This window comes from Ensifer sp. NM-2 (assembly GCF_003024455.1).
GTDB classification, from domain to species: Bacteria; Pseudomonadota; Alphaproteobacteria; order Rhizobiales; family Rhizobiaceae; genus Ensifer; species Ensifer canadensis.
On the sequence record NZ_PVZR01000168.1, the window covers coordinates 1 to 403 of the forward strand.

The 403-nt window shown below is 71.5% G+C and carries 1 protein-coding gene; it reads left to right on the forward strand.

The window, feature by feature from the left end; translation table 11 throughout:
- A partial coding sequence (locus C6558_RS39320; protein WP_199197159.1) for a CoA transferase occupies nt 1-322 on the forward strand: 322 nt, incomplete at its 5' end.
- Between the last annotated feature and the right edge of the window lie 81 nt (nt 323-403).

The following is a 403-nucleotide window of genomic DNA, read 5'->3' on the forward strand; positions in this document are numbered from 1 at the left end:
GCGCGCCACCAACGCTGCAGCGCTCATGGATGCGCTGCAGGAGGCGTTCGCCGGCGTCGACCCGCGGGACTTCTTCGAGCGCAGCGCTGCTCGAGGGCTGCTCACCGGCTTCTCGCAGACGGCGGCTCAGCTGCTCGAATGCCCGCAGCTCGCCGCTCGCGACGTGTTCGTCGAGATGCCCGGCACGCTCGGCGGCCGTCCGTGGCGCATGCCGTTCACGACGGCCTCGCTCACCGGCACGCCGTCCACCTACCGCTGCAGCGCTCCCGCGCTCGGCGAGCACAACGAGAGCCTGACGCCCGAGCGAGAGGTGGCGCGATGATCACCAGCGATGCGCGCGACCGCGACGCACGACCAGGACCCCTGCACGGCATCCGCGTGGTCGATCTCTCGACCGTCTTCG